The 24731-nt window shown below is 54.1% G+C and carries 21 protein-coding genes; 2 read left to right on the top strand and 19 right to left on the bottom strand.

All coding sequences use genetic code 11. The features are described 5' to 3' along the window. Positions 1-15 precede the first annotated feature (15 nt). The 18 genes from COHPA_RS0118365 to COHPA_RS0118280 all read right to left on the bottom strand — a co-directional run bounded on the left by COHPA_RS0118365 (position 16) and on the right by COHPA_RS0118280 (position 17509). Positions 16-1059, bottom strand: coding sequence for a glycosyl hydrolase (locus COHPA_RS0118365; protein ID WP_027087612.1), 1044 nt, complete (start codon positions 1057-1059; stop codon positions 16-18). After that, on the bottom strand, positions 1056-1700 hold the full coding sequence (locus COHPA_RS23775; protein WP_027087611.1) for an acyltransferase: 645 nt from the start codon (positions 1698-1700) through the stop codon (positions 1056-1058). Before COHPA_RS23775 ends, COHPA_RS0118365 begins: the two co-directional genes overlap by 4 nt. A gap of 23 nt (positions 1701-1723) precedes the next feature. Continuing rightward, a complete protein-coding gene (locus COHPA_RS0118355; protein WP_035119650.1) occupies positions 1724-3100 on the bottom strand; it encodes a sugar phosphate nucleotidyltransferase in 1377 nt (458 codons plus the stop codon). A 27-nt stretch (positions 3101-3127) separates the two neighbouring features. Continuing rightward, positions 3128-4495 (bottom strand): lipopolysaccharide biosynthesis protein, encoded by a 1368-nt coding sequence (locus COHPA_RS0118350; RefSeq protein WP_027087609.1) that lies wholly within the window; start codon positions 4493-4495, stop codon positions 3128-3130. Further along, positions 4488-5363: a glycosyltransferase family 2 protein gene (locus COHPA_RS0118345; protein WP_027087608.1), complete on the bottom strand. Its 876-nt coding sequence runs from the start codon at positions 5361-5363 to the stop codon at positions 4488-4490. Before COHPA_RS0118345 ends, COHPA_RS0118350 begins: the two co-directional genes overlap by 8 nt. Continuing rightward, positions 5360-6121: a WecB/TagA/CpsF family glycosyltransferase gene (locus tag COHPA_RS0118340; protein WP_027087607.1), complete on the bottom strand. Its 762-nt coding sequence runs from the start codon at positions 6119-6121 to the stop codon at positions 5360-5362. The genes COHPA_RS0118345 and COHPA_RS0118340 overlap by 4 nt, the downstream gene beginning before the upstream one ends. Further along, positions 6118-7413 carry an O-antigen ligase family protein gene (locus tag COHPA_RS0118335; protein WP_027087606.1) on the bottom strand — a complete coding sequence of 432 codons (1296 nt, stop codon included), beginning with the start codon at positions 7411-7413 and terminating at the stop codon, positions 6118-6120. The genes COHPA_RS0118340 and COHPA_RS0118335 overlap by 4 nt, the downstream gene beginning before the upstream one ends. A 45-nt stretch (positions 7414-7458) precedes the next feature. Beyond that, complete coding sequence (locus COHPA_RS0118330) at positions 7459-8061, bottom strand: CpsD/CapB family tyrosine-protein kinase (protein WP_245590357.1); 603 nt, start codon at positions 8059-8061, stop codon at positions 7459-7461. A gap of 16 nt (positions 8062-8077) precedes the next feature. Continuing rightward, the gene (locus tag COHPA_RS0118325) at positions 8078-8806 is read right to left on the bottom strand and encodes a YveK family protein (protein WP_027087604.1); all 729 of its coding nucleotides are present in this window, start codon (positions 8804-8806) and stop codon (positions 8078-8080) included. Between the two features lie 41 nt (positions 8807-8847). Continuing rightward, positions 8848-9507, bottom strand: coding sequence for a sugar transferase (locus tag COHPA_RS0118320; protein ID WP_051421865.1), 660 nt, complete (start codon positions 9505-9507; stop codon positions 8848-8850). A gap of 65 nt (positions 9508-9572) precedes the next feature. Further along, a complete protein-coding gene (galU, locus tag COHPA_RS0118315) occupies positions 9573-10463 on the bottom strand; it encodes a UTP--glucose-1-phosphate uridylyltransferase GalU (RefSeq protein ID WP_027087602.1) in 891 nt (296 codons plus the stop codon). 46 nt (positions 10464-10509) lie between these two features. Then, positions 10510-11670, bottom strand: coding sequence for an NAD(P)-dependent oxidoreductase (locus COHPA_RS0118310; RefSeq protein WP_027087601.1), 1161 nt, complete (start codon positions 11668-11670; stop codon positions 10510-10512). Positions 11671-12774: 1104 nt separating this feature from the next. Next, positions 12775-13746 carry a GNAT family N-acetyltransferase gene (locus COHPA_RS0118305; protein WP_156926696.1) on the bottom strand — a complete coding sequence of 324 codons (972 nt, stop codon included), beginning with the start codon at positions 13744-13746 and terminating at the stop codon, positions 12775-12777. A 145-nt stretch (positions 13747-13891) separates the two neighbouring features. Further along, on the bottom strand, positions 13892-14704 hold the full coding sequence (locus COHPA_RS0118300; RefSeq protein WP_027087599.1) for an ABC transporter permease: 813 nt from the start codon (positions 14702-14704) through the stop codon (positions 13892-13894). Continuing rightward, on the bottom strand, positions 14697-15623 hold the full coding sequence (locus COHPA_RS0118295) for an ABC transporter ATP-binding protein (RefSeq protein WP_027087598.1): 927 nt from the start codon (positions 15621-15623) through the stop codon (positions 14697-14699). Before COHPA_RS0118295 ends, COHPA_RS0118300 begins: the two co-directional genes overlap by 8 nt. 82 nt (positions 15624-15705) lie before the next feature. Further along, positions 15706-15849 carry a hypothetical protein gene (locus COHPA_RS25675; RefSeq protein ID WP_156926695.1) on the bottom strand — a complete coding sequence of 48 codons (144 nt, stop codon included), beginning with the start codon at positions 15847-15849 and terminating at the stop codon, positions 15706-15708. Positions 15850-15960: 111 nt separating this feature from the next. Further along, a complete protein-coding gene (locus COHPA_RS23770) occupies positions 15961-17031 on the bottom strand; it encodes an LCP family glycopolymer transferase (protein WP_156926694.1) in 1071 nt (356 codons plus the stop codon). A 19-nt stretch (positions 17032-17050) separates the two neighbouring features. Then, on the bottom strand, positions 17051-17509 hold the full coding sequence (locus COHPA_RS0118280; RefSeq protein WP_027087596.1) for a PilZ domain-containing protein: 459 nt from the start codon (positions 17507-17509) through the stop codon (positions 17051-17053). Positions 17510-17735: 226 nt separating this feature from the next. Between COHPA_RS0118280 and COHPA_RS0118275 the strand changes: the two genes are divergently transcribed. Next, entirely contained in the window at positions 17736-18107 is a 372-nt protein-coding gene (locus COHPA_RS0118275; RefSeq protein WP_027087595.1) for a helix-turn-helix domain-containing protein, read from the top strand. 433 nt (positions 18108-18540) lie between these two features. Here the strand turns inward: COHPA_RS0118275 and gltB are convergent, their stop codons facing one another. Beyond that, complete coding sequence (gltB, locus tag COHPA_RS0118265) at positions 18541-23148, bottom strand: glutamate synthase large subunit (protein WP_027087594.1); 4608 nt, start codon at positions 23146-23148, stop codon at positions 18541-18543. 306 nt (positions 23149-23454) lie between these two features. Here gltB and COHPA_RS0118260 point away from each other — a divergent pair, with 306 nt between their 5' ends. Then, on the top strand, positions 23455-24729 hold the full coding sequence (locus tag COHPA_RS0118260) for an SGNH/GDSL hydrolase family protein (protein WP_169733281.1): 1275 nt from the start codon (positions 23455-23457) through the stop codon (positions 24727-24729). Positions 24730-24731 lie beyond the last annotated feature (2 nt).

The raw sequence follows: 24731 nt of genomic DNA, 5'->3' as shown, positions 1-24731 counted from the left end.
AATCGGCCATCGCGCCTAATTCCCCTTCATTAGTCTCGATAATTCGCCTCTCGTTAAAATGCGGTCGTCTGCGTACAGCGCTTGAACCTGGTCCGCAGCATTATTGTTCTCGATCATATCGGCCCAAGTCATAAACCAGACGTATTGGCTTTGTTCATTCGCCAGCATCTCGGCACTCGGCAGTTCTCCGTTCTCCCCGATGGCGATCGGTTTACCTTCCGCAAGTTGGACAAGCCGATCGTAGTAATCTTGTTCGTATTGATTGTTATAGACATCGATGGCGATCACGTCCGCCCGGTCCGTTCCGACATAATAATTCTCGAAATCGTCTGCCCATTCCAGCGTTGCCGCGCTCCACACCCATAGCAGATTGTTCAACTGATGAACCTTCGTATATCTTTCGTACATGATCTCCCACAGTTGTGCGAATTCAGGCTGTTGCCCCCACCAGAACCATTTGCCGTTCATTTCGTGATAGGGCCGCCATAACACCGGGACGCCAGCGTCCCGAAGCTTCTTCAGGTATACGGCCGCTCGGTCGAGATCCTTGACATGCTGCATGTAAAGCTCCGTGCCCGGCGTAATGATCTCATTGAACTTCTCCGCCGATATGCCGCCGTTATTGACCGAGTCCCAGCAATAACAGCCGCCAGGCAGGTTCATGTGGTAGGTGATCGTCACGATGCTCCCCGATTTATGCCAGGCGATCGCGTTTTTAATGACCTTATCCCGGTAGGCGGCGAGCTCCTTTTCGGTTTGGTTCGTGATTCCGCCCAGTTCGTAGCCCTTTAGCGCCGGGTATTCACCGGTAAGCTTCTTCACGATGTTGGAATGATGATCGGGAATTTCCAAGTAATCGTGCTGACCGCTGAGCGTTTTATTGCCCTTGATCTCATAGAGCAGCTTGAGCAGCTCGCGCGCGCCGACCGTCGCATTCTTATTCACGGCCTTCGTCTTCAATAGCTTTTTATCGGTATCCGCGAAGCTGCCTACGCCCATAAACACGAGGAGGAACGCCGTTCCCCAAGTGAAAAGCAACCCTAGCAGTTTTATATTCATAATTGTACTTGCCTCAGCACATTGATTTCTTTCCCGTCCGACTTGACCCAGGCTTGGGTGTCGAAGTTGTAGCGCTTGATGACTCGAGCCGGCGTTCCTACCGCGATGCTATAAGCAGGGATATAGCCATTGACGATGCTCCCTGCGCCGATCACCGAACCTTCCCCGACATCCGCGCCGGCCAGAATGCATACATTCTGTCCAAGCCATACGCCCTTGCCGATACGAGTGTGCTTCGAACTCGCAGGTTGCTTCTTATAGGGCGGACCCAGCGGATCGAATGAATGGTTATTGTCGCTTATGTAACATCTCCCGGCGATCATCACATCGTCTTCGATGACGAGAGATTCTGCGCAGGAGATATGCACGGCATGTTCCATCGTCACGCGGTTTCCGATAGTCAGCGTCGGTTTTTTCCTGCGGCTCATCCCATCCGGTGGATAGGCTTCAATCCGGCAGTATGGGCCGATATACACCTTGTCTCCCAGTTGGATGAGCTCTGGATTCTCCGTGTAGAACGGATGGCTAACGCTGCTTTTGCGGCCGATTCGATAAAACAGATGCCTGTACCAGAACTCCGTCATGAACTTGTTTTTGATCCTGCGAAATCCCTTATGAAGGATCCAAACCCCCTTTGCCATATGCTGCTTCCCCCTATACTCTCCTACACGGCGCTTTTGATATAGAAAGTCGAGATATCCGACCAACTCGTGCATATTCGTAATTCATCGGAGTCCGGCTTTTCTCCCCGCTGTACGCAAATCAGTTCCATATCCGATATCCCTCGCATGCTGTGCGGCTTGCCCGAAGGAATGACGAACACGTCGCCGGGCCTGGCTGCCAGCAGCTCCCCGTCGATGACGGCTTCGCCTTCGCCTGAAATCACGGTCCAAACCTCCATGCCGATTTCGTGATAGTGATAGCTGAAGTTATGCGCTGCGGCAAGCGAAATCCGACTCGTAACGGTAGCCTGTACGCCCGAACCTAGTCGATCTACGATTCGCCTGACTCCCCAGGATCGAACCTCGAGCCGCGGATAGGAGCTAAAGCCTTCGGAGACTTCCTTAATTCGATGGCTGGAGGATTTCTCCGCGACGATAATGCCGTCCGCACCCGCGGCTACGATCGCCCCTTCTATGCCGATCAAGGCGATCGGGATATCCAGCTCATTAATGAGATGACTGTTATGGCTGTCCGGGCTTACATATCCGTTGCCGATAACGTTGTTCTCGATCTCTTCCGTCAAGGTGGACCAGGTGCCGAGATCCTTCCACGTTCCTTTGTAGGTTAGGGCGGCGATTCGCTCTGCCCGCTCGACCACTTCATAGTCGAAGCTGGTCTTGGTCAGCTTATCGTACTGTCTCAACAGATGATCATATTGAAGAGGCAGTCCCTTCTCCATGAGCAGCTCGATCATGAATCCCAGACGAAAGGCGAATACGCCGCTGTTCCATACCGCTCCGTCGCGAATTAACGCGGCTGCCTCGTGGGCGGGCGGTTTTTCGCGGAAATGGCCGACGCACCAGCAGTTGTCGCCCTCTGTCGCCGCGCTTGAATCCGCCGGTACGATGTAACCGTACTTCTCTGTTGGATAGCCGGGTTCGACGCCGATCAAGGCGATGTCCGCCTCCGTTTCCTCAAGCACGGATTCCAACCGGCGTACGGTATGAAAGAAGCTGGAATCTACGTGGGGGTCCACGGGGAGAACCGCCACCGTCTCATCTAGTCCAATGCCGTTCGAATATAAATACGCGGCTGCCAGAGCGACGGCGGGGAACGTATCCCGCCGAGACGGCTCCAGAATAAGCGGCACTTGAGGTCCGAGTTGCTGCCTCAGAATGTCTTCTTGATCTTTGGAAGACGCTATATGCGCGGTGCGGGACAAGCCGATTTCTCCGAGCTGCCTCCACACCCTCTGTACCATGGACTCCAGATTGCCGTCAGGGTCCTGCAGTACGTTCAGAAACTGCTTCGACCTCGTCGCATTGGACAGCGGCCACAATCGTGTCCCCGAACCTCCTGAGAGAAGTACCAAACGCATCTCTCTCATCCCCTCTCTTTGTTGCTGCTATTGCACGGCAGTGCCTGTCTTTCTGTTCCGGATCATGCTCATCATCCATCCGAGATCGTCCCGACCCGGCAACAGAGCTAGCAGACTGAACCGAAACCGCCATTCGAACATCGCCACAACATAAAGTAGCCTGATGAAAGACGGCAAGAGAAGCGCCCATCCCGCCCCGATCACACCGTACTCCGGAACGAGATAATACATGAGCGGAATGACGAGCAGAACGCCGATCGCCTGCGACACGGTAACGACAAAAGGCTTGCCGACCGCCATGAACGCCTGCGCCAGCACGAGAGCAGCGCCGCTGAGTACGACTTCAAGCACAAGCAGACGGAAGACTCCGGTCGACTCCGCAAAGCGTTCGCCATATAGAAGATGAATCATCATCGGTGCGGCGACCATAAATACGATTACGAACGCCAGCGCGGCGAGCAAGCTCAATTTGAACACTCTTAGGGTCAGGAGCGCCGCTTCCTTAGGCGGAAGGCTCGAAGCTTTGGGATACAGGACCATAATGATCGAGGAAGAGAAAATAGCGGTCACCCGAGATAAACTTACCGCGACGACATATAGTCCAAGCGGACCGGGCGCCAATAGGTTGATTAGAATGATTTGGTCTATATAGAGAATCAAATTCCCCAATAGATCGATGCCGTACGCCCCGAATCCGTAGGCCAGAACTTTCTTGCAGGTCGATAACATGCCGGCGAAGACGGGACTACCGTACACCCGTACGGCGCGGATTATCGCGAGCATCGTCACCGGTACGTATGGAGCGAGGTAGACGACGGCCGACGTCGTCGGCGTCAAACTGCCCAGCATGGCCAGCAATAGCAATGCCGCCAGCGTCAACAGAGGCAGAAGATATCTCATCCGGTTGAATAGATGAAATTCCTCCCGGCCGCGGAACAGCGCGTTGTGCATAAAGAAGAGCAGCATAAACGGCGTCCCGGCCAATAGCCACTGGGCGACAGGCACGGCGTCCGCTTCCAGCCATGCCGGAATCAGGAACAGTCCTGCAACAACGCAAACGACTCCGGCACAGAGACTTAGCCACAACGAGGCGTAGTACAAGCTCGCCTCGCGCTCCGGATCTTTCTTCATATGGTATAGCAGTGCGGCATGAATCCCGAAGGTGCTGGCGAAGGCAAGGAACTGCGGCCATAGGATCATGGCCGTCTGCAACCCTCGGCCCTCAGGGCCTAGGAGGCGGGCGGTTACCATGCCGGTCGCCATGTTGATGACAAGGATGGCCATGCTGAAAGCCATCGTCTTCAGCGTTTGCCCGAACAGCCCTTTTCGGTGGTGCACCGTCGCACGCGGGGGCAGCCCGACTGTCGCGGCTGCATCCGATCCGGCGCTAGCCATGACGCCACATCCTGGTCCATGCAACCTGGCATACGGTCCAGTAGAAGCGGGGCCGGAGTACGAGCATTGCGTTAAGGCGCAGCGCTTTGCTTAACGCTTCCCAATCCGCCGCCCGACTGGAGTATCTCATATAGCTGTAACTCTTGATCGCATGTTGATTGCGTAAACCGTTAAGTTTACCTTCCACGATGTGCAGCTCGGACCGCAGCATCTTGCCGTAGTTCAAAGACTGGTTCGAATCGTGCAAGCGATAGTTCATCAGATAACGGTCGAGGAACACGAGTTTTCCGTATTGCGCTTGCCGGATCCACATATCCCAATCGTCTGCCTGGTCGGCGTTCACATCGAAAGCGCCGATCTTCTCCACGAGCGGCTTACGCTTCAGCAGCACTTGGGATGCCGTGCACAGCTGATTCCCTTTCAACAGCGAATCGTAGGTCAATACCGGCTTGTTGATCCGATACATTCTCCGGATCACGCGGCCCTCCCCGTCGATCAATTGTCCGTTAACGGCAACTCCGGTCGCTCCCGTGCGTTCCAGTTCTAGAATGGCAGCTTCGAGGAACTGCGGCTCCAGAACGTCGTCCTGATCCAGAAACAGGACGTATTCCCCCCGGGCCAGCTGCAAGCCTCTGTTCCGGGTATAGGTAGCTCCCCGATTAGCATGGTGAAATTGTTGGATTTTCCCGTTATTCAGCCTCTCGATGATGACAGCCGAGTCATCGCTCGTACCGTCTATCATGCATAAAACTTCATAATCGCCATAGGTCTGGTCGAGTATGCTCCTAATCGTCGTCTCAATATATCGTTGACCGTTATAGATCGGTATAATGACGCTAACCATGCGGTTCGGACGTCCTGCAGTCATCGGCTCTCCTCCTTCCGGACTCGCATTTCCCTGATCAGTAGGCCCAGGAACTTCACATCGTCTACCAAGTACCGCCTCCAAAGCCTCTTCGGCTCCTGAAATAATCGCCACAGCCATTCCAGAGACGTTCGTTGAAACCATACCGGCGCCCTCTTGATTTCTCCCGCCATGAAGTCCAGGGCTGCGCCTACGCCAATCGATATCGGCGCGCCATACTCGCGGTAATGGCGGTAAATCCACTTTTCCTGCTTCGGGGCGCCCGCGCCGACAAGCACGATATCAGGTTTCGCGATTCGGAGCATCGCATTAATCCTCTCGCATTCTTCTTCATTGCGATCGAATCCGTAGGATGGCGAATAGGTACCTACGACGTTGATTCCCGGAATCTTAACCTCAAGGTTACATCTCGCCCTGTCGGCGATCCCCTCGGCAGCCCCGAGAAGGAAAATTCGGTACCCCCTCTTCGCAAGCCGATTCCCAAGCTCATTGACGATATCCGCGCCTGCAACCCGTTGCTTCAGCCGCCTCTTCAGCAGACGGGATGCCCAGACAACCGGCATCCCGTCTGCGACGATCGCTCCCGCGTCGTTGTATACTTCCCGGAAATGAGCGTCGCTCTGAAGCTTCATTAAATGATCCACGTTGCAAGTGAGAATATAAGAAGGCTTACCCGATTGAATCGTACGGTCGATATACCCCAGTAGGTCGTCATAATCGTAATTGTCGAAGAGGACGTTAAACAGCTTCACTTTGCTCATGCGGGCTTCTCCTTATCTGTCCCCGATAAGGCACCGGACGCATTAAGGTAAATACAGAACGGCAGGATAAATTGCAGGGTCGACAACGTATTGTCGGAGATTGAGTAAATTAGAAAACCGATGATCAAAGCGGTCATAAATATCCGCAGTTCTTTAGCGGTTTCGCGTATGACGTTCCTGAATACGTAAAGGATTGCCGCGAACAGAAGAATCGCTCCAATGATGCCGCCGTCGTAATAAAAACGGATATATTCGTTATGCGGCACGTTAAAGCCCTCATAGATGCTTCCGTCGTTCGCCACAAGGACCGCGCCGAGCCCTTTGCCAAACCAAGGCGATCCGCTGACTCCCTTAAGGAAGAACTGCCAGGCTTCGAGCCGTCCGGATAGATCGATTCCCGCTTCGGTCGCCCGTTCGAACGACCTCTTCTGCAAGTTGTCAAGCTGCAGCCACACGGACGTTACGAGTACGGCTATAAATCCGATCAACGGGATGATGAGCGCCGTCTTTCCTTTCAGGAATTGCTTCGTCAAGTCATACATGAACAGAAATACCATTAGCATTAACGAAATCAGCGCGCCTCTTGTGCCGGTCAGCAATAGAATAAGGAAATTGACCGACATCATCGCGTAATAGAAGACTAGCCGATCGGGCCGGCGCTTCGCTTCAATGGTCGCAACCATGAACGCCATGAAAGCGAGGAAAGCGAGGTGAGCCGGAATATTGGCGCCTGTTAACCGCGTGGAGCCGTTGAACTCTTGGACGAACAAACTGCCGATTCCGGCCGCCTCCAATACGAAACCGACAAGCACGCTGATAAGCGGCAGGAAACAGAGAATGTTGACAATCATGGCGGCCGTCTTCTTAGGCCAACGAATCAGAAGCAGCACGAACGGCGATGCCAATCCGATGAACGATTTAATCGGTTCGATCTCGCCAAGCAACGGAGGCGTATCGGCCAGAAAATAAGTGAAGCCCAGCATGGCGGCAAGCGCGGCTACGGGCATCGCATGCTTCGCGTAGACACCGTACCGGAAAGCGGCCGGAATGGAGAGCAACAGAATGCCGAGCTTATGGAGGGATAGCAGATCCAATCCTAGCACTTGGCCGTCGTAGAGATACTGGACCGAGATGGCGGACGAGACAAGCAGCATATAACTGACCCGCTCCGGAGACAGCACGGAAAGAAGGAGTACGGCTATTCCGACGAGGGCTGCGGCAGTAAAGAGCGGCTGATAAGCAATCGAGAGGCCAAGCCCGACCGCGACAAGCACGAGTAATAATGAAGTCATATTGCCCGTCCTGTATCCACCAAGCGCAAGTCTATACATAGGCGGTTACGCTCCGTTCAGCACGAAGCCCAGAACGTTGGCTTTCACATGAATGAGCAGCTCTTTCGCCTTGACCGCCGCAGATTGCTTCACTTTGCCGGAGCGTATGACGAGCAGAATGCCATCGCACTTCGAGGCAATGAGCTGAGAGTCGGTAACTTCAAGCAGAGAAGGCGTGTCAATGATCACGATTTCGTACTTCTTTCTGGCATTCTCCAGCAGCTCATCCATTCGGCGGGACGCCAGCAATTCGGACGGGTTGTAAGGAGTCGGCCCGGAAGTCAGCAGGTTTAGCCGATCAATCCCGCTATGCATCGTGCAGGTATCGATTGGAGTCCCTTCGGCAAGCACCTGAGTTAAACCCGTCCGGTTCGTTATGCCGAACGCGGTGTGCAGGACAGGGTTGCGGAGATTAGCGTCAATCAATAGCGTGCGCCGGCCTTCTTGCGCATAAGCGGCCGCCAAGTTAAGCGACGTCGTTGATTTTCCCTCGGAGCGTTGGCTTGATGTGACGGCAATGACGGGACTCTCTATACCGTCGAGCGTGTATTGCGTATTCGTTCGCAAAGAACGGAAGGCTTCGGATACGGATACCCCCGGAGTAGACATCGTCACTAACGGAATCTCATTGGTTTGCCGTGGCATAGACGCCATCACTCGCCTTTCTTACCGCCGTTTTCCCTGGCTTGCTCGTTTGCTCGATTCGGCCGATCGAGGCCAAAGAAGGTACGCCGAGTACGTTCTTAGCGGTCTCTTCGTCTCTAATCGTTTCGTCAAGATTTTCTAGCAGGAACGCTACTGCGACAGCAACCGCAAGCGAAAGGATGAATGCGATCGTTGTGTTCATGGCGATGCTTGGCGATACCGGCGGCGGCACTTTATCAAGCGACGCGTGATCGAGTATTGTAATATTGTCTTCCTTCATGATCTCGGACGCCTTCGTCTGCAACGCCGAAGCTGCCGCATTAACGATCGTCGCAGCCCGTTTATAAGACGCGTCGCGCACCGTCATGGTGATCACTTGCGTCTTGTCGGCTGCAGCGAAATGAACCTTGTCTACCAGATCGCCGCTATCAAGCCCGAATTCAGGGTATTCGCTGGCTACTTGCCCCATTACGGCATCTGTCTGGGCCAGCTCCAAATAAGTCTCGGTAAGCAATACGTTCACCGACACGTCATCGAGCGTGATTCCGGCGTCGGACGTTTTGTTGACCATGACTTTAACGGACGCCTCGTATTTCGGCTCGACCAGGTACTGGGTGGACAATCCGGCGGCTAGACAGCAGATGATCACAATTACCGAAATCATTCCGAGTCTGTTGCGGATTACGCCTGCCATTTTCCTAAGATCCATCGGCTATAACCTTCTCTCTTCGATTCTGTTATCGTCTTGCCTCAATAAGCGTTTTTCGGATATACGATAACGACGAATGTTTTTAAGATAAGCCGCAAATCGAACAACAGGCTTCTGCGGCTAATATAATCCAAATCCATCTCTACCATTTGCATAAAAGAGAGTCCGTTTCTTCCGCTCACCTGCCACAATCCAGTACAACCTGGCGGCACCAGTAACCGAAGACGGTCGCGGCTCGTATATTGGGCCACCTCCTGCGGCAGTCCCGGCCTTGGGCCGACCAGACTCATATCGCCCTTCAGTACGTTCCACAATTGAGGCAACTCATCCAAACTCGTCTTGCGGATCAGCTTCCCGATCCTCGTTACGCGCGGATCGGACTTCATCTTGAACATGGCGCCCTGAATTTCGTTCCGGTGTTGCAGCTCCGCCAGCAATTGCTCCGCGTTCTCCACCATTGACCTGAACTTATACATGTTGAACGGCTTGCCGTCTTTGCCGATTCTGGTTTGTTTGAAGAACACGGATCCTCGGGGCTCCGTTATTTTGATCACAGCCGCGACGATGATGAAGACAGGCAAGAGGAACAAAATTCCGGCGGCAGCGAAGAATACGTCGAACAATCTTTTTCTGAAGATATAACCACGGTCTGCCGTAGCGATACCGATATAAGGGGATTCGACGGAATAGGCCCCTCCCATGACAAGCGCTTCGTTATTATCGGAATAGTTGTGCATGCCTCCTCTTCCTCTCCCTTTCTCTCTGTTTATACAATCGCCTGCGATGCGGTCTGTTGCTTCAAGATGTTCTCCAGTTCGTGCAGAAGAGGATGTTTAAGCTCGTCGTTCTGCAGCGCGTACCTCAGCGTCGTCATGATGAACCCGAGCTTCTCCCCGACGTCGCTTCTGACGCCTTCGAAGTGACAGGCAAATACGTCTTGCAGTTCATTCAACTTGCGAATCGCATCCGTAAGTTGAATCTCCCCGCCTGCCCCTGTCTCCTGATGCTCGAGAATCTGGAAAATTTCAGGCGTGAGGATGTAGCGGCCCATAATCGCGAGGTTCGACGGGGCTGTACCGGGCAGCGGCTTCTCCACAAGCGTGCGTACGTGATAGAGACTGTCTTCCCGCTGATAACCGTCGACGATGCCGTACCGATGCGTCTCTTGGTCATGAACCGGCTGTACGCCGATAATGGAAGACTGCATTCGATCGTACTGGCGAATGAGCTGTCCGAGGCACGGGTCTTCCCCTTGCACGATATCATCCCCAAGCAGAACGGCGAACGGTTCGTCGCCGATGAACCGCCTGGCGCACCATACCGCATGGCCGAGACCTCTCGGCTCCTTCTGGCGGATATAATGAATGTCGAAGCCGGAAGGCCGGCGTACCTCCTCGAGCAGCTTCAGCTTCCCTTTCTCCGTCAGCGTAGACTCGAGCTCGAACGCATGGTCGAAATGATCTTCGATCGCGCGTTTTCCTTTGCCCGTCACGATAATAATGTCTTCGATGCCCGACGCGATGGCTTCTTCCACGATGTATTGAATCGTAGGCTTGTCGATAATAGGCAGCATTTCCTTCGGCATAGCTTTCGTAGCGGGCAGAAACCGAGTGCCGAGGCCCGCTGCCGGAATGATCGCTTTTCTTACCTTCTTCATGGCGACTCCTCCATAACGGGTAGCATGTTAATTGGTCCAAGCAGTGTTACTGGGCGACAGCATGAAGAGCGCCTTCTCTGATTTCCAACCATGCGTTCAAAGCCAGGCTAGGCGGAAGCTCGACATCCTCGAAGGTGAGAATCTGCCCCGCCGATACAGGTCGCCGGATGACGGCCTGCGACAACAATCCGATCGGAACATGTTCCGGATTACGGGCGATCTCTACCGCAACGCCTCTAACTTCGAAGCTGCCGATTCCTCTGTCGATCGTATCTCCGGGATGAAGATCCTTCTTCGCGACGGCTGCAGCGCTGATTCTTGGATGCTCTCCGTTGTTCAGCAAGATGCCTCCGCCGGCTAGCACTCGACGAACCGTCTTCAGAATTTCGAGATGGCAGAGATGATAGTTCACGAGCAGCGTATAGTAAGGCCCTTCCCCCATCTTGTAATACCGAAGCGCATCCTTGTGCCGCTCATCGATTTCGGCGGTTACGAATACGCCCGGAGGAGACTTCGGAGAGAGTATGTAATCGCTTAGCGGCTCGCCGACCTTCTTGGCTTGCTCCGCCATCTGAACGCCGCCTTCGTGAGCCGTTTCGCATGCTACGCCGAGCAGACCGTCCTGGGCGATTCCGGCGCCAAGGCCGTTCGCCACGAGCACTTGCTCCATCTGAACCTTCGTCCCGTCCGTGAAGGAAGTCGTCATTCCGAGCGTCGTACCGTTGCGCCCGGACCAATACTCCATCTCTTCCCTGCTAGGATCCAGCTTCAGAAACCCTTTGACGTTGCCGTATACGAGAGGGTTGAATCCCATCTGCAGAACGTTCTCCCTCAACGCCGCGATACAGCCGGGCTGATCGCCCTCCGCTTCCGTAATCAGACCTCTGCGCGCGAAGTACGAGCCGGTCGTTACCTGCAGCTCCGTATTCATCGTGACGACCGGGAGGGAAGCGCGGATGGCTTGGTCGATAACATCCGTTCCGTACAGAACGTCGCCGCTGCATTCCACGATCAGGTCCGAATTCGCGATCAACTCGTCTATGCTATTGGTCAGAACCGTCGAACTGGGGAACGATTGCATCGTTTCGATGTTTCGCCGGGTCAGAATTCTCGAAATTTCAAGCTCCGAATCATTCTCGATGGCCATAATGAGACCCCGACCGATTAGTCCCGTACCGACAACGCCAATTCTTTTCTTTGTACCCATGGAGAGTCTCCTTTAATGTGGTTTTGATACCATATGTATCATTTTGTAGCTCTAATATAAGATACAATATGTATCACTGTCAACTCATTTTTTCGCTTTCCATGCAATAAAACCCGACAATCATACATCTTTCTAAATAAAGCGCATACATAATGATACATTTGGTATACGAAACCGCTGGCGCATCGTTTCTTTGTTGATACATTTTGTTTCTATAATAATATAAAAACCGATCCTACTCGGATCGGTCGTGCGTGCTCGTCTCAACCATTAAGGTACTGTTGCCAATCTTTTTCCTCGGCTCTCCCGGCGTGCGCTTTAGGCGCCAAAGGCGGCGTACGTCAGAGCGCGGCAGGATGGACGGACCTCCTACTTCCGTCGCTGCATCGGGGGTTCGCACTCTTTGTCCTCCTACTGAGCCGTACCATCGGAGGTTCGCACGCTTTGTCCTCCTACTGAGCCGTAGCATCGGGGGTTCGCACGCTTTGTCCTCCTACTTCCGTCGCTGCATCGGGGGTTCGCACGCTTTGTCCTCCTACTGAGCCGTACCATCGGGGGTTCGCACTCTTTGTCCTCCTACTGAGCCGTAGCATCGGGGGTTCGCACACTTTGTCCTCCTACTTTCGTCGCTCCACACCTGCAATTCTGCAGGTAATCCTACCCGAGATCGCTCGTTTAACTTTTCATCCTGCAAAAATGCAGGTATTAGTCCTGCAAACCTTCGATGGAGTCACGCGGCTAGATATCGCCTGCACATTTGCATTTATTGATTTAGCACCCTACCGGTTCTATGAAATAGCTGTACTATCGCAGGTAGGTTCTATTGGTTGGCGGAGAGAGTGGGGGTCGCTCCTTCGCTATCGTGCGTCCGTATTCACGGTCACACGATAGCGACTATCACGCCAGGACCAACGAACACGCCCCTCGGGCATCCGCTATACGCCCCGTTCTCATCCCGCATCACCCTATTGAAACAGGGCAGCCTCTAACCCCAAATCTTATACTTTCCGAAATGACAAAAAAGCAACCTGCCGCATAGCGACACGGTTGCTTTCATGCGTACAATGCCTTGAACGGAAGGACTTTCGTACAGGAGCCATAAAATTAACGAAAGATCCGATATGCATCCTTCGCCAGCAAAACCATTTTCATTAACTTTCCGTTTGTCTTGGATAATTGAAAATAGGGCTTCTGTACTGCTCCGAATCCTCTAAAGAACCTGTCGATCGATTCGTACATGCTGCCCACGAAGTCGAATTGCCGCGAAAGTCCCGACGCTTCCTGGATCGCCCGCCACATTAACAGCGACATGGCGCCGCTTGTTCGCAACAAGGGGTCTCCGCCCCCCATGAGATAGTACACGTATTTGGAATCCCATACGACATACATGACGCTGTGTACTTGTCCTAAGGAATCGGCAGCGAACCACATCGCACGACAGCTTCGGCGTTTGCATGCATCGTCCAGCTTTTTCAGAAATTCGAAGGAGTAGGGCATCTTCAGGTTCTGACGCTGATAGGTTTTACTCTGGATCTCGTAGAACTTTGCAATATCTTCCGATCGCTCTACCGTCAACTGCTTCTGAGCCTTACGGATTTCCCGACGGATATTCTCCCTGAATCCGGCGAACACCGCGTCTAGGTCGCTTAAATCCTCCAACAGATATGTATAGTCCGTGCTCTGAGTGAATCCCTTCCAATGAAACGGCATCCAATTCGTTATCGTCCAGTAGAAGTGTTGATAAAAGGAGTCGAATTCTGGCAATTGGTCGATGAGCTTCGTGAAGGTCTCCTTTTCATACGCCAACCTGGTCGCATATTTCTGATCGCTGGGATAACGAATCCATACGCCCATCGCTGGAGTCAACTTCGGCATTCGAATCATCTCGAGACCGTACTTTTTAAACCGGTAATAGGGAAGGCTGGCGATAATCTCTCCTCCGCTTTCCACCACGCTGACATCCCAATTGGAATCACCCGCCGTAATGTCGAGCCACCAATCCATAGAGAAGATCGGAATATCGTTGCTGACCTTGCACAGCTCCCTGTACTTACTCTTGCTATTCAGGCTGACCACCCTTTCCCAAATGATACGTATTGTATCTATCTTATGATACAATTATGAGCAGGTCAACCCTTCTGGACAAAGTTCGCCAATAAACAAAATAGCCTTCGCCTATCCGACATAACGTCTTTAGGCGAAGGCTATTCGTTTAACTGCATTAAGCGGCTACATCCCGTTTGCGGAATACCAATAACGAGATGGCGTTGAAAATAACGAAGTATGCGGCCAGTACGCCGACTGCGAAGCCAAGCGACATCGGATCGTCATCGATCGGTCCCGTATGCCCGTTCATGAATTGCATCAAGTCCAGGTTAAGGAACAACACGAATTTGATCCACGGCTGATCGATCATCAGGAACAGGCTCGCGAACGCATCCGACAGGAACACGATGGCGAGCGACAACCCGATCGCCAGACCGTTGCTGCGCAGCGCCGCGGACAGCATGAAGGAGAACGAGGCAATGACGAGTGTGGCCACGAACTCCGTCCACACGAATTCGCCCAGTTCCCTGAACATGACGCCCGCGCCCGCGTTCAACTCGGGGATCACCTCGTCGACCGCGTTCGTCGCGCCGAAGAAAGCGAGATTGACGAAGAAACAGGTCAAATAAGCGATGATCGAGGTTAATAGCAAGAACAGCACGAGCGCGATAAATTTAGAGAGCAGAATGCTGGTGCGGCTCCATGGACGAATGAGCAACAGTTTAATCGTGCCCCATGAGAATTCGCTCGCCACCGACCCCGAAGCAATGATGACCGAGAAAATCGTCACGAGCATGAACGCGAATATCGCGTCGACCTGCATCATCTCGAAGCCCGTTACTTTACTGCCGTCATCCTGACCGGCGAAATAGAGGAGCGTCGACACCAATATCGGAAGAAGAATCAATATGCCGAGCATCACCCAGGTTCCGACTCTGCGATAGATTTTCATATTCTCGTTCTGTACGAGCTTCACGAAGTTAGCCAATGTGTTCACTTCCCGTCATTTCAAGGAATTGGTCTTCCAACGTCTTCGTCTTCACGCGAATGCCGTAGACGTTAATCCCCGCTTCCACGAGTCTGCGGTTCGTTGCCGCAACCGAACTGCGGTCCGCCTTAATCGATAGCAATCCGTCCGCAATCCTAGCGCCGTACGAACCTTCCAGTACGCCGAGCGCCGCATCGGGATGATCGACTTCGAACAACACCTCGTTATCGGCCTGCGTATGTACGGCCGCGTCGTCGCCGCGGATCGACCGGACGTCGATGATCTGGCCCTTCTGAAGAATGGCGACGCGATCGCACATCAGCTCCATCTCGGACAGCAAGTGAGACGATACGAGCACGGCCACGCTTTCGTCTTGCGCGATCTTGCGCAAATAATCCCTTAGCTCGCGGATTCCCGCGGGGTCCAGTCCGTTCGTCGGCTCGTCAAGCACGAGAAGCTTCGGGCGGTGCATCATCGCTTGCGCGACGCCAAGCCGCTGGCGCATGCCGAGCGAATACTTCTTTACCTTGTCGTGAATGCGGTCCTGAAGTCCGACAAGCTCGATAACCTCTTGGATTCTTTCTTTCGTTACCGCCGGATTCATCCGCGCGTAATGGAGCAAGTTCTGATAACCCGTCAGGAATTTATACATTTCCGGATTTTCGACGATGGCGCCGACATGGACGATCGCCTTCGGAAAATCGGTCTTCACGCTATGGCCTTCGATCTGGATGTCTCCCGACGTCAGAGCCATTAATCCGACCATCATGCGGATCGTCGTCGTCTTGCCCGATCCGTTCGGACCGAGAAATCCGAACACTTCCCCCGGGTATACGTCAAAGGATACCCGGTCGATAATCGTTCGTTTGCCGATCACTTTCGTGACGTTATCCAAGCGAACGACAGGTGCGAGTGACATGAGCTTCCCTCCGTAGATCAATTGCAAAGCACCCTCATTATACCAATCTAAGGTTCAGCTACATACCTTATTTAGGCAAATTTTATTTTGCCCGCCATTCGCAATTGACGCAGCAACCGAGCGGATGCAGCGCTTTATAGTATCCGGTCCGGAAAAGACAGTTCGCTTGCTCCATCGTTTTCAGCTTGTTGCACACGAGGCAGTAAAACAATACGGAATGGTCCATGATTCTCTCTCCAATTCATACAAATTGTCTCATGTGTATACATTGTGTATCATAAAATAAAGATAGGGCAGTTTCCTGCCCTTGTCAAGGAATTTGTCAGAAAGTGCTGATTTACGCCCCTCTGAGATGCGACAACAGCTGCTGCTGTATCTTCGCCCGGTCCTTCGGCTGAACCGAGTAGTAATAGATGCCGTCCATCATTCGGCCCGTACCGTTCAAGTACAACGTATCGATCTGCTTGATCTCGGACTTGTACTCGGTCGCCAGATCGAACAGATCGCCCGATGTCAGGTTCGTCCTGACGTCCTCCGACAGCTTGGACAGAATATGCGGCAGCTTGCCGAGCGAACGGAAGCTGACGACGCGATCGATAATGGCGGACAGCAGCTGGCGTTGCCGCTGCGTGCGGCCGAAGTCGCCGCTCGGATCCTCCTTGCGCATCCGCACGTACAGCAGGGCGTTCGCGCCGTCCAAGCGCTGCTCGCCCTTAGGGAACGTAACGCCTTCATAGGTGAATGGCCGAGCATTGTCTACGTCCACGCCCCCTACCGTATCGACGATATCGACGATGCCCTCCATATTCGTCTTCATATAGTAGGCGATCGGTACGCCGAACAGTCTCTCGACCGTCGCTACCGAAAGCGCCGTGCCTCCGAACGCGTACGCATGATTGATTTTGTCGTAAGCTTCCCGTTCCGGGATAAGCACCCTCGTGTCGCGCGGTATGGAAATCGCGAGCGCCGAATGCTTGGCAGGCTGAATCGACAGCAGAATCATCGTATCGCTGCGCCCGCGATCCGACGGCCGCTCATCTACTCCGAGCAAGAGGATGCAGAACGGGTCCTTCCGGTCCAGATTCGGGTGCAGCAAGCGGTCGACCTCTTCGTCGGTAAGCTTCTCGTCGCCGGTCGCCTGCACGGCTTTGACGACTTTGCCTCTCCCCTCATCGACGTCCTCCGCTTCCTTCTCCTCCTCTGGATCCGATTGCCGTCCGGGTACGTCCTCTTGCGCGGTCTCCTGCTCGAATACGGGCTGCGTCCACTCCGTGCTCGGCAACGGCTCATACATGGCATTGATCGTATTCTCCAGCTTATACCACGCCAAACCGGCCCCTGCAGCAACGATGACGACACACGCAAGGAGCGTATAGAGGCTGATTCTCATCCATTTAGAGCGTCTCAATACGAATACCCCCAAGGCTTCAAGAGATGATGTCGAATTTCTTGAATTGCTGATCGGCGGTGCGTTCCATCACTTGTCGATATAACGTCTGAATATGCGGCGCGAAGACGTAAGTCGCCTGCAAGTACTCATTCAGACGATATTGGAAAAGGTGGCGTTCGTAAGCGGAGAGCTTCCACTTCGCGCCGTACAGGTTATACCCTTCCTCATCGCCCGAACGAACGACGATCGCTTTCGCATGCATCGCGTACCGTCCGAATCGAAGCCTTAACAACCACTCCACGTCCTCTCGGGGCGGAATGATCAGATTCGTTCGGAACAGACAACCGCCGAAGCTGATATTATCCAGCAATACGATCGCCGATCGGCTCCTTCGGTATTGCGCGCCGACACGATGCAATGACAGCTCCGCATATAATGGAGCGTATAACCCGAATCGAATATACTTGCGGCGATTGAACGGTTCATCCGAATCCATAGGATCACCAGGCCTTAAGATACAATATGTATCAGCAACTACCCTCTACTCTACGATACATTTTGTATCAAGTCAAGGCCGAACGTGTTGCTTTTCCGCCCAGGTATAGGAATCTCGCGGATTGGAAATACCGTTGATATAAGGTTGCGACATTTTGTCGCAATGAATGCATTTATCCACCAAACCTATTATGATGAAAATAGATATCCATCCTGGGAGGGATATAATGAACATCGGTAACCGTATCGCGTTCCTACGGGATCAGCGCGGACTCACACAAGAAGAACTAGCTACTTCCCTCGGAATCTCGCGAGCGGCGTTATCGCATTACGAGAAAAATCGCAGGGAGCCCGATACCGAGACCTTATCCAAGGTAGCGGATCTGTTCCACGTCTCTCTCGATTACTTGGCGGGCAGAACGTCCCAGCCTACGACAACCTTGGACCCGGACGTCAGACAGTTCACTGACGAGCTTGAGCTCTCCAACAACGAGCTGCTGGAGAAGTTCTCGCTGACGATCGACGGACGCAAATTGACTCCGGCCGAGGCCAGAAGATTCATCGCTTTCATTCGGGCCGAACGGAATATGGACGAATAACGAATGAAACGGCAAAAACCTCGAATCGGTTGCGGCGGCAACTTGATCCGAGGTTTTTATCGTTAAGAGCGTATGTAAGCTTAGCAGTATTGCGATACAGGCTTCTTGAATTCTTCAGGCCATTTATCAGACTCAATACCCAGCTGCGTTAAGATCCTATGGATGTCGATTTCCAACGGTTGCTTACCCTCTTGCAAATCCTTCTCCATTGCGCACCCATACCCTCTCATTTCGTACTCTATGAAACATTAAGGTTATTATAGGAGAACCGGCGCGCAGAGGGTGTCGAGCGCTGTTGTCATGTCAGCCTTTTTTTAACGGAGGTTTTGTCGAAATATTCCAAATCTGCACATTTTATTGAACAACCCTTACATTCTAGCCATGAAAAACAGTCCGTAGAACGATTCGTTCTACGGACTGCTTCATGATATGACTAGTTGCCGCCAACGCGGGACAGGTCGCGCATATTCGCTTCGAACGCCGCGAGCATCGCTTGTTCTCCGCTCAATCCTTGCGCTTCGACCTTGGCGATCTGCTCCATCATCCGTTTGTAGTCCTTCGGAATGACTTTGACGAACTTAGCTGCGTACGCCGGCCAATCCGCCAGCACCCGGCGACCGAGATCGCTGTCCGTATACTTAGCGTGCTTGACGATCATATCGCGAACTTGCGCGATTTCATTCTCGTCCTCCAAGCGCTCAAGGCCGACCATCTCCAGGTTGCAGCGATTCACGAAATCGCCGTCCCCATCGATGACGTAAGCGATGCCGCCGGACATGCCCGCCGCGAAGTTGCGTCCGGTCGCGCCGAGAACGACGACGCGTCCGCCGGTCATGTATTCGCACCCGTGGTCGCCCACGCCTTCGACGACGACGTTCGCGCCGCTGTTGCGAACCGCGAAGCGCTCGCCCGCAACGCCGCGGATATAGGCTTCGCCGCTCGTCGCGCCGTAGAACGCGGTGTTGCCGATAATGATATTGTCTTCCGACTTAAAGGTAGCCTTCTTCGAAGGATAAACGACGATTTTGCCGCCGGATAACCCTTTGCCGACATAGTCGTTCGAATCGCCTTCGAGCGTCAGCGTCATTCCCTTCGGCATGAAGGCGCCGAAGCTTTGTCCGGCCGTGCCTACGAATTGGAAGCGGATCGTATCTTCAGGCAAGCCGTCCTTCCCATAGCGGTTCGTCAATTCCGATCCGACGATCGTACCGACGACGCGGTTCGTGTTCTTGATCGGGAACGATGCTTCCACCGGTTGCCGGCGAGAGAGCGCCGGCTCGGCCGCCGCGAGCAGTGCCTGCATATCGAGCGACTCCTCGAGCTGGTGGTTCTGGGATTTGGCGTTATAGCGGAACGAACCTTCGGGCAGTTCCGGCATATGAAGCAGCGGCGACAGATCGACGCCCTGCGACTTGTAGTGGCTGATCGCTTTCTTGGGGTTCAGACGGTCCACGCGTCCGACCATCTCCTGAATCGTGCGGAAACCGAGCTGAGCCATGATTTCGCGAAGCTCCTGCGCCACGAAAGTCATGAAGTTGACCGCATGCTGCGGATCGCCCATGAACTTTTTGCGCAGCTCCGGATTTTGCGTCGCGACGCCTACCGGACACGTATCCAATTGGCACACGCGCATCATGATGCATCCGAGAACGACGAGAGGCGCGGTCGAGAAGCCGAACTCTTCGGCGCCGAGCAGCGCGGCGATCGCCACGTCGCGTCCGGTCATCATTTTGCCGTCGGTCTCGACGATGACGCGGTCGCGCAAGTTGTTCAGGATGAGCGTCTGGTGCGTCTCGGCGAGGCCGAGCTCCCACGGCAAGCCCGCGTGGCGGATCGAGCCGATCGGGGATGCGCCGGTACCGCCGTCGTAACCGCTGACCAGGATAACGTCCGCGCGGCCCTTGGCAACGCCTGCGGCTATCGTGCCGACGCCGACCTCGGATACGAGCTTCACGTTAATGCGAGCGCGCGGATTCGCGTTCTTCAGATCGTGAATCAGCTCCGCCAAATCCTCGATCGAATAAATATCGTGGTGCGGCGGCGGCGAGATCAAACCTACGCCCGGCGTCGTTCCGCGAACCTCGGCAACCCAAGGATACACTTTGCGGCCCATGAGCTGTCCGCCTTCGCCCGGCTTCGCGCCTTGCGCCATCTTGATTTGAATTTCGTCCGCGTTGGACAAGTAGTAGCTCGTTACGCCGAAACGGCCGGAAGCGACTTGCTTGATCGCGCTGCGGCGGGAATCGCCGTTCGCGTCCGGCACGTAGCGCGCCGGATCCTCGCCGCCCTCGCCGGAGTTCGACTTGCCGCCGATCCGGTTCATGGCGATCGCGAGCGACTCGTGCGCTTCCTTGCTGATGGAGCCGAACGACATCGCGCCCGATTTAAAGCGCTTGAAGATCGATTCCACCGACTCGACTTCCTCGATCGGCACAGGCGGCTGGTCGAAGTTAAAATCGAGCAGCGAGCGAAGCATCTTGACGTCTTCGTATTCGCCTTGAATGAGCGAAGAGAACTTCTTGAACGTCTCGTAATTGCCCGTACGGGTAGCAAGCTGCAGCATGTGGACCGTCCGAGGGTTGAACAGATGCTCTTCCCCGTCTTTGCGCCACTGGTAATCGCCGCCGGAATCGAGCTCGTCCTCGGCGCCTTCTTGCTTAGCGTAAGCGCGATAGTGAGCGGTCAGCGTATCCTTCGTAACCACGTCGAGGCCTACGCCCTCGATGCGGGATGGAGTCCACGTGAAGTACTGCTCGACGACGTCGGTAGCTAGACCGATCGCCTCGAAAATTTGCGCGCCGCGGTACGATTGAATCGTGGAAATACCCATCTTGGACAGTACTTTCACGACGCCTTTGGTAGCCGCTTTAATATAGTTCTTAACAGCCTTCTCGTGAGAGATGCCGCGCAGTATGCCTTGACGAATGAGATCGTCGATCGTCTCGAACGCGAGATACGGATTGACCGCGCTGACGCCGTAGCCGATCAGCAGCGCGTAGTGGTGTACTTCGCGCGGTTCGCCGGATTCGAGCAGGATGCTGACTTTCGTCCGCGTGCCTTGGCGAATCAAGTGATGGTGCAGCGCCGAGACGGCGAGTAGCGACGGAATGGCCGCGTTCTCCGCGTCGGTTCCTCTGTCGGAGAGGATCAGAATGTTGTGTCCGCGCGCCATGACCCGGTCCGCGGAATCGCAGAGCAGCTGCAGCGAGTCGCGCAAGCCTTGCTCGCCGGCTTCAGGATTGAAGAAAATCGGCAGCGTGATCGACTTGAAGCCCGGGCGATGCACGTGGCGAAGCTTCGCGAATTCCTCGTTGGATAGAATCGGCGTGTAAAGACGAATATGACGGCAGCTTTCCGGCTCCGGATTCAGCAGGTTGCGCTCCGGTCCGACGGACGTATACGTCGAAGTGACGATTTCCTCGCGGATCGCGTCGATCGGCGGGTTCGTAACTTGCGCGAACAGCTGCTTGAAGTAGTTGAACACGCGCTGCGGCTTCTTCGACAATACCGCGAGCGGCGCATCGTAGCCCATCGAAGCAAGCGGTTCGACGCCGGACAGGGCCATCGGTTCGATCAACCTGCGAACGTCTTCGAACGTGTAGCCGAACGCCTGCTGGCGCTGCTGCACGGTCTCATGGCCAAGCTCCGGAACTTCCGGCGCTTCCGGCAACTCTTCCAGATCGACCAAGTGATCGTTAAGCCATTCCCGGTAAGGATGCTCGGTCACGATCGAGCGCTTCACCTCTTCGTCGGAGATGATGCGGCCTTCCTTCGTGTCGACGAGAAGGATGCGGCCCGGACGCAGGCGATCCTTCAGCACGACCTCCTCAGGCGGAAGCTCGATGACGCCGGCTTCGGAAGCCAGAATGATCAGATCGTCTTTCGTCACGTAGTAGCGGGCTGGACGCAAGCCGTTGCGGTCGAGCACCGCGCCGATTTGCACGCCGTCGGTAAAGCCGACCGCCGCCGGACCGTCCCACGGCTCCATCAACGTCGCATGATATTCGTAGAACGCTCTTTTCTCTTCGTCCATGTGCTCGTCGTTCTGCCAAGGCTCCGGAATCATCATCATCGCGCAATGCGCCATGGAACGTCCGGACAGGTGCATGAACTCGAACGTATTATCGAACATCGCCGTATCCGATCCGTCCGGCGCGATAATCGGCTTGATCTTCTCCAGATCTTCGCCGAACAGCTCCGTCGCGAACAGCGTCTGGCGCGCATGCATCCAGTTGACGTTGCCGCGGAGCGTATTGATTTCGCCGTTATGAATCAAATAGTTGAACGGATGAGCGCGCTCCCAGCTCGGGAACGTGTTCGTGCTGAACCGCGAGTGCACGAGCGCCATCGCCGTGACGAGCTCCGGATCATGAAGCTCCGTGTAGAAATGTCCGACTTGTTCCGTCGTAAGCATTCCTTTATATACGATCTTCCGGCTCGAAAAGCTTGGGAAGTAGAAACTTTCCGCCCCTTCGATCTTATCGTTGTACCGAATCGCCAGCTCCGCGCGCTTGCGGATCACGTACAGCTTGCGCTCGAACGCCATGTCGTCCGCTAACGCGGCAGGACGGGCGATGAACGCTTGGCGAACGAACGGCTTGACCTTCTTGGCCGACTCGCCGAGCTTCTCGTCGTTCGTCGGCACCGTACGCCAGCCGAGCAGCTTATGCCCTTCCTCGGCGATAATGCCTTCGAAGATGCGTTCATGCTTCGCGCGAGCGGCTTCGTCTTGCGGCAGGAACACCATCGCTACCGCATACTGTCCCGGTTCAGGCAACGCGAACCCGAGCTTTGCCGTCTCCTTCGCGAAGAACTCATGCGGAATTTGCAGCAAAATACCGGCGCCGTCGCCCGTGTTAGGTTCGCTTCCCTGGCCGCCCCGATGCTCCATGTTGATGAGCAACGACAACGCCTGTTCCACGATCTCGTGCGACTTTCTTCCTTTAATATGTGCGACAAAACCCATACCGCAGGCGTCACGCTCGAATTGCGGATCGTATAGCCCTTGCTTCGTCGGCAAACCGTGATGCATCGCTTTCATATAAAGCAACCTTTCTATATGCGAATTTTAATGCATTCGGGGTTCAACAATCATTCTGAACTTCCGGCTTCATTTCCCTAGCAAAATCACCTAGAATAGTGAGATAAGGTTTCGATTAAACAACGACAGGGTCGGGAAAGGCGGATTTCGCGGAGGAATACAGTAATTATTCATAAATATTCATAAAGGATTATGTTATTTTAACACCATCGTCGTTGGGATGGCAATTTAATATTTTTTATAATGCCGATAAACATTCCTAAGGATGTTCGGAATGTTAACGGGAAAAGGGAGGAAAATCAGGGTATGAAGCGTTTCGTCCATGTATTGATTGTTAGTTTTTTTGCACTAATTGTCACTTTACCCTCAATTGCCTATGCCGAAGAGGGGGTTTCTGTCGCTAAACCTGACGTATATAAAATCGTAGCCCTAGGCGATTCCATCACCGTCGGTTACGAGAAGGGGATGAACGAGAAGTCCGTACCTTACGGGTACGCAGAACGGATTTACGAGCAAGCGCTGTTCCGCGGCCGCGCGCAGCTTGCGAACTACGCCATCCTCGGATTGACGACGCCCGGACTGACAAAGCTGCTCGAAGGCGCGCAAGCGGGCCGATCGCTAACCGCGGACGACTTGCAAGACTACTCCGGTTTCCCTGATCCAAGAACGAAGAAGCAGGCCGATTCGATCGCTGCCAGAGCTTCGGAGATCGCCCCGGCGCTTGCAGACGCGAATCTGGTCGTCTTGACGGTCGGAGGCAACGACTTCGGGGATTTCATCAAAAAGATGTTCGATAACGACAACGACGCCAAGACGATCATGCAGACCGAGTTCGATACGAATATGAATAATTATACAGCGAACGTGGATACGCTTATGCGCAAGCTGCACGAGATGGCTCCGAACGCCGAAATCGTGCTCGCGGACCAGTACTTGCCGTTCCTGGAATTGCACCCGCTCTACAAGGATCTGCTCGCTAACGTGTATAAGCTTTCGGCTGCGCTCGACGAATTGGCAACGAAGCTTCAAGCGGACGGAATCCCTCTTCGCATCGCCCGCGTCAGCGACAAATTCGCCTATCAGGTCAAAGAGTTCACGTACTTTACGGCGATCGAGCCCGACAATCATCCGAAACAAGCCGGATACGAAGCGATGGCCAAAGCCTACGTCGAAGCGATCGACGATTGGAAGACGTATCTCGCGCCCAAACCTAAACCTGAAGGGGTAACTCTCTCCGTTATCGTGAACGGCCAAGAGCTTCCTTACAAACCGATCAACAAGAACAACACGAACTTTCTGCCGATCGGGGATTTAGCGACGGCCGTGCAAGCGGAAAGACAATGGGACAAGGCAACGAAGACGGTAACGCTAAGCAAAAATAACCACGTCGTCAAAATGACGATCGGCGCGTCTTATATGTACGTCGACGGAGTGCGAATAAAGCTGGAGACGCCTCCGGCATTCATCCAGGCATTCGGCAAAGAAGGCAAAACGTACGTTCCGATCGCCGTCATCGTCAAAGCGCTCGACTTCGACCTGGTGTACCGCAACCCGATCCAAACCGCATTCATTAATTCCTAACA

The organism is Cohnella panacarvi Gsoil 349 (genome assembly GCF_000515335.1).
Lineage (GTDB): Bacteria > Bacillota > Bacilli > Paenibacillales > Paenibacillaceae > Cohnella > Cohnella panacarvi.
The sequence above is the reverse complement of the archived record's forward strand: the minus strand, read 5'-3'. Positions and strand labels throughout refer to the sequence as shown.